Annotated in this window: 6 protein-coding genes; 3 read left to right on the top strand and 3 right to left on the bottom strand. The window is 70.0% G+C overall.

The window, feature by feature from the left end; genetic code table 11:
- Both B2869_RS07710 and B2869_RS07705 read left to right on the top strand, forming a co-directional pair.
- Window positions 1–993 (top strand): sensor histidine kinase (locus tag B2869_RS07710; RefSeq protein WP_292764634.1); only part of this gene is annotated, 993 nt, incomplete at its 5' end.
- The gene (locus B2869_RS07705; RefSeq protein ID WP_029260073.1) at window positions 990–1,661 is read left to right on the top strand and encodes a response regulator; all 672 of its coding nucleotides are present in this window, start codon (window positions 990–992) and stop codon (window positions 1,659–1,661) included. The genes B2869_RS07710 and B2869_RS07705, both read left to right, overlap by 4 nt.
- On the opposite strand, the gene B2869_RS07700 is transcribed toward B2869_RS07705, so the two are convergent.
- Window positions 1,643–2,455: a tryptophan-rich sensory protein gene (locus B2869_RS07700; RefSeq protein WP_167253619.1), complete on the bottom strand. Its 813-nt coding sequence runs from the start codon at window positions 2,453–2,455 to the stop codon at window positions 1,643–1,645. The two genes, B2869_RS07705 and B2869_RS07700, sit on opposite strands and share 19 nt — an antisense overlap.
- A 112-nt stretch (window positions 2,456–2,567) precedes the next feature.
- Window positions 2,568–3,134, bottom strand: a complete 567-nt coding sequence (locus B2869_RS07695) for a TetR/AcrR family transcriptional regulator (RefSeq protein ID WP_029260075.1) — start codon at window positions 3,132–3,134, stop codon at window positions 2,568–2,570.
- A 96-nt stretch (window positions 3,135–3,230) separates the two neighbouring features.
- On the opposite strand from B2869_RS07695, the gene B2869_RS07690 reads away from it, so the two are divergent.
- On the top strand, window positions 3,231–4,073 hold the full coding sequence (locus B2869_RS07690; RefSeq protein ID WP_029260076.1) for an alpha/beta fold hydrolase: 843 nt from the start codon (window positions 3,231–3,233) through the stop codon (window positions 4,071–4,073).
- Between the two features lie 72 nt (window positions 4,074–4,145).
- Here the strand turns inward: B2869_RS07690 and B2869_RS07685 are convergent.
- The coding region (locus tag B2869_RS07685; protein ID WP_292764623.1) for an iron chelate uptake ABC transporter family permease subunit at window positions 4,146–5,073 on the bottom strand (928 nt) is incomplete at its 5' end.

Genomic DNA, 5,073 nt, shown 5'->3' with positions numbered 1-5,073 from the left:
CTGGCTCTGGTCAGCCGCACCCGAGAGGCGTTCGGGCTGAGCGGCGTGCGCCTGATCGCTCCCGACGGCGAGGTGCTCGCGAGCGACGGCGAACCCGTGGCCGACGGACGTGCCACGACCATCCCCCGCGGCGTCGTCCCCGGGGGCGGGCCCCGTGCGGTGCTGGAGCTGAACGGCGAGCCGCTCGCCGGACCCGAACGCCGCCTGCTGGATGCGATCGTCGCCCAGCTCTCCGCCGCGATCGAGCACACCGATCTGCGTGCCACCGCGAGCGAGGCGGAAGCACTCGCCGAGACCGACCAGGTGCGCAGCGCCCTGCTGTCGGCCGTCAGCCACGACCTGCGCCGCCCCCTCGCCTCGGCGGTCGCCGCCATCGGCGGTCTGCGCGGTGCGCACGGACTGTCGGCCTCCGATCGCGAAGAACTGCTCGCCACCGCCGACGAGAGTCTCGCGACGCTGTCGACGCTGGTCACCGACCTGCTCGACGTGAGCCGCGTGCAGGCCGGCGTGCTCGCCGTATCGTCGTCGCGGATGGATGCGGCAGGCTGCGTGCTCGCCGCCGTCGATGAGCTGGGGCTCGGGCCGTCCGACGTCGAGCTCGCCCTCGATCCCGACCTGCCGCCGCTGCACGCCGACCCCGTGCTGCTGCTGCGCGTGCTGGTCAACGTGATCGCCAACGCCCATCGGCACTCCCCCGAAGACGCACGGGTCATCGTCTCCACGAGCGCCCTCGGCGGCCGCGCCGAGATCCGCATCATCGACCGCGGGGAAGGCGTCTCGCCCGAGAGACGGGACCGCATCTTCCAGCCGTTCCAACGCTTCGGCGACACCGACAACACCACGGGACTCGGTCTGGGACTCGCCCTGTCGCGCGGGTTCACCGAGGGCATGGGCGGTACCCTGACACCCGAGGACACGCCTGGCGGAGGCCTCACCATGGTCATCTCCCTGCCGCTGGCCGCAGGACTTGCCGACACGGAGGGCACGGAGTGAAGCTGCTCATCGCCGACGACGATCCGCAGATGGTCCGCGCGCTGAGGATCACCCTCGCCGCGCACGGATACGAGGTGGTCGTGGCTCCCGACGGGGCCGCCGCCATCGCTGCGGCCGCCCAGACCCACCCCGACCTCATCATGCTCGACCTGGGGATGCCCCGACTCGACGGCATCGAGGTGATCCAGGCGCTGCGCGGATGGACCAACGTGCCGATCATCGTGGTGTCCGGTCGCACGGGTTCGGCCGACAAGGTCGAAGCGCTCGACGCCGGCGCCGACGACTTCGTGACCAAGCCCTTCCAGGTCGACGAGCTGCTGGCACGGCTGCGTGCGCTCTCGCGTCGCTCCATCCCGGCCAGCGGCGAGTCGACCGTGGCCTTCGGCGATGTGGTGGTCGACCTCTCGACGAAGACGGTGACACGGGGCGGAGCGCGCGTGCACCTGACCCCGACCGAGTGGCGGATGCTGGAGCACCTCTCCCGGCATCCGGGCGCCCTGGTCACGCGCCAGGACCTGCTGAAGGAGATCTGGGGCAGCGAGCAGGTCTCCGACTCCGGCTACCTGCGCCTGTACATGTCGCAGCTGCGAAAGAAGCTCGAGCAGGAACCCGGCGCTCCCGTGCACCTGCTCACCGAATCGGGGATGGGCTACCGCCTGGTGCTCTGAGCGTCGGCGTCCACGGCGCGCGACCGGCGCAGGACCGCCACGACCCCGGTGATGACGAGCAGCACCGCCACGGTGATCGCGGCGATCGCGGTCGGGGTGCTCTGCGGTTCTCCGGTGAGCCGTCCGACGGCGAGCCATGCCAGACCCCAGGCCGTCGCGAGGGCGGGGGCGATGCGTCCGGTGATCCAGGCGGCGGCGGCTCCGATCACGAGGACGACGACCAGCACGCCGATCGCCCAGGCATCGGCGGCCTGCGCCCAGCTCTGCGGTGCGATCTGCGTGAGCCAGGCGGCGGTGTTGGCGACGGTGGCGATCGTGACCCAGCCGAAGTGCAGGCCGTTCGCGCCGTCGGTGAGGATGCGATCGGCGAGGCTGCGGGCGGGGAAGCGACCGAGCAGCACGATCACTCGAGCGAGCACGGCCAGCAGCGCCGCGATCACGACGACAGTGAGCCAGAGCGTCAGGAATCGTGCGGTCACCAGCCACAGCCCGTTCAGCACCATCGACGCGGCGATCCATCCGCCCACGGCCTGCTGACGCGGGTCCTGCCGCTGGGCGGGGAACGCCTGCCACACCGTGTACGCGAACAGGCCGAGGTAGATCAGCGACCAGATCGAGAATGCGGGCCCCGCGGGCGCGAGGTACGAGCCCTGGGCGGAGAGGGCCCCGTCCTGCAGGTCATCGACGGACGCACCGCCGAATGCCCCCGCGCCGACAGCGGCCGCGATCACCATGAACGTCGCCGCCGCGATGATCAGCGACTGACGACCGATGCCCTCTGTGCGTGATTCCATGCCCCGCAGGCTACGAGACGCCCGCGCGCGACGCATCGCCCTTGACACCGGAACGGCATTTCGCTAACCAGGTTAGTCAAAACCCCCATCATGCCCGACTCACGCGGAAGGATCAGGCGCGCGTGAAGGCCGCGTCGATCAGGACTTCGGCGGCCCCCCTGGCCTGCGCGGCCACTGCCGGGTCGGCCGAGATCGCGGCCGTGCTCTGCGCCCCCTCGGCGAGGATGGACAGCTGCGCGGCGAGCGCGGGGGACGCGCCCGTCTGGGCGACGAGACCCGCCATGTACTCCTGGAACGAGGCCTTGTGCGCCCGTACGATCTCGGCGACCTCGGGATTCGTGCCGCCGAGCTCACCGAACGCGTTGATGAATGCGCAGCCGCGGAAGTCGTCGGCGCAGAACCAGTTCTCGAGATAGCCGTAGACGGCGAGGAGACGTGCGCGCGGGTCGCCGCCCGCATCCGCCACGGCACCCGACAGGCCCGACTCCCACTCGGCGTGCTTGCGTGCGAGCACGGCCACGACGATGTCGGTCTTCGACGGGAACAGCGAGTAGAGGCGGCGCAGCGAGACCCCGGCCTCCTGACGCAGCTCGTCCATGCCGACGGCCGCGTACCCCTTGCGGTAGTACAGCTCCTCGGCGGTGGAGAGGATGCGCTCGCGAGCCTCGTCTTCGGTCATGTCCAGAAGTCTACTTGACACGAGAACGAACGTTCTCTAGATTGGTCACATCGAGCGAGAACGACCGTTCTCACCGGAACCGAAAGGATCAGGATCATGGGTTACATCACCGTCGGCACCGAGAACAGCACCCCGATCGAGCTCTACTACGAAGACCAGGGATCGGGTCAGCCCGTCGTCCTGATCCACGGCTATCCGCTCGACGGTCACAGCTGGGAGCGTCAGACCCGCGAGCTCCTCGCCCAGGGCTACCGCGTCATCACCTACGACCGCCGCGGCTTCGGCGGATCGTCGAAGGTGAACACCGGGTACGACTACGACACCTTCGCCGCCGACCTGAACACCGTGCTCGAGACCCTCGACCTGCGCGACGTCGTGCTGGTCGGCTTCTCGATGGGCACCGGAGAGCTCGCACGCTACGTCGCCCGCCACGGCCACGACCGCGTCGCCAAGCTCGCCTTCCTCGCCTCGCTCGAGCCCTTCCTCGTGCAGCGCGACGACAACCCCGAGGGCGTGCCGCAGGAGGTCTTCGACGGCATCGAGGCTGCCGCCAAGGGCGATCGCTTCGCGTGGTTCACCGACTTCTACAAGAACTTCTACAACCTCGACGAGAACCTGGGATCGCGCATCAGCGAGCAGGCGGTGACCGGCAGCTGGAACGTCGCGGTCGGCAGCGCCCCCGTGGCCGCCTACGCGGTCGTGCCGGCGTGGATCGAAGACTTCCGCACCGACGTCGAGGCCGTGCGCTCCGCCGGAAAGCCCACCCTGATCCTGCACGGGACGAAGGACAACATCCTGCCGATCGATGCCACCGCCCGTCGATTCCACCAGGCAGTGCCCGACGCCGACTACGTCGAGGTCGAGGGCGCTCCGCACGGCCTGCTGTGGACCCACGCCGACGAGGTCAACGCCGCGCTGAAGGAGTTCCTCGCCAAGTAGTCCCCGTTCGAATCGCGCAGGTGGTCCCCTTCCTCGACGGAAGGGGACCATCTGCGCGATTCGAGGCGGGAGCTACGCGTCGCGCGAGCGCCAGAGCAGCCAGACGAAGTACGGGGCACCGATCAGCGCGACCACGAGTCCGGCCGGCAGTTGCGCGGGGGCGATGACGGTACGACCGATCGTGTCGGCCACCCCCACCAGGAGTCCGCCCAGCAGCACCGCGACCGGAATCATCCTCGAGTGCCTCGCGCCGACGAGCGCCCGCGCCGCGTGCGGAGCGACGAGACCGACGAAGCCGATCACGCCGATCGCCGTCACGCTCAGAGCCGCGAGCACGGCCGCCACGACCAGCAACGTGAGCCGCACCGGCTCGAGACGGATGCCGACGAGCCGCGGGGTGTCCTCGTCGAGCGACAGCACATCGAGCTCGCGGCGGCTCATCACCACGAGCGGCAGGGCGATGGCCAGCACGATCGCCAGGGGCAGCACCTGCTCCCAGACACGGCCGTAGGTGGTGCCCGAGAGCCAGGTGTAGATCTTCGGAGTGTCCCAGGGGCTCGACCTCAGGAGGAAGAAGGTCGTGAGCGAGACGGTGAAGTACGAGACGCCGATGCCGATCAGCAGGAACCTGTCGGCGTTCAGACCACCGCGCCACGACAGCAGGTAGACGAGGACGAAGGCCAGCAGCGCTCCGGCGATGGCACCCGCGATCATGCCCGCGGTGGACGAGACGGCGCTCGTGATCACGAGCACCGCGCCGAGTCCGCCCCCGCCCGTGACACCGAGGATGCTCGGGTCGGCGAGGGGGTTCCGACTCACCCCCTGGATGATGGCGCCGGAGAGCGCGAGCGCTCCACCGGCGACGACCGCGGCCACGATGCGCGGCGCCCGCTCGTCCAGCGCGAAGGCGATCGCCGCCGGCGCCTCGCCCTGCAGCCACAGCGCGATATCGCCGGTCAACAGCCACGTGTGCCCGGCGAGCAGGCCGAGGAGCAGCACG

The sequence above is a fragment of the Microbacterium sp. UBA3486 genome, assembly GCF_002377845.1.
Taxonomy (GTDB): domain Bacteria; phylum Actinomycetota; class Actinomycetes; order Actinomycetales; family Microbacteriaceae; genus Microbacterium; species Microbacterium maritypicum_A.
This window is presented reverse-complemented; position numbering and strand designations above follow the sequence as displayed.

Excerpts from the sequence above, each read along its gene's own strand:
- B2869_RS07700 (WP_167253619.1), bottom strand. The coding sequence starts at position 2,455 with ATGGAATCACGCACAGAGGGCATCGGTCGTCAGTCGCTGATCATCGCG.
- B2869_RS07695 (WP_029260075.1), bottom strand. The coding sequence starts at position 3,134 with ATGACCGAAGACGAGGCTCGCGAGCGCATCCTCTCCACCGCCGAGGAG.
- B2869_RS07690 (WP_029260076.1), top strand. The coding sequence starts at position 3,231 with ATGGGTTACATCACCGTCGGCACCGAGAACAGCACCCCGATCGAGCTC.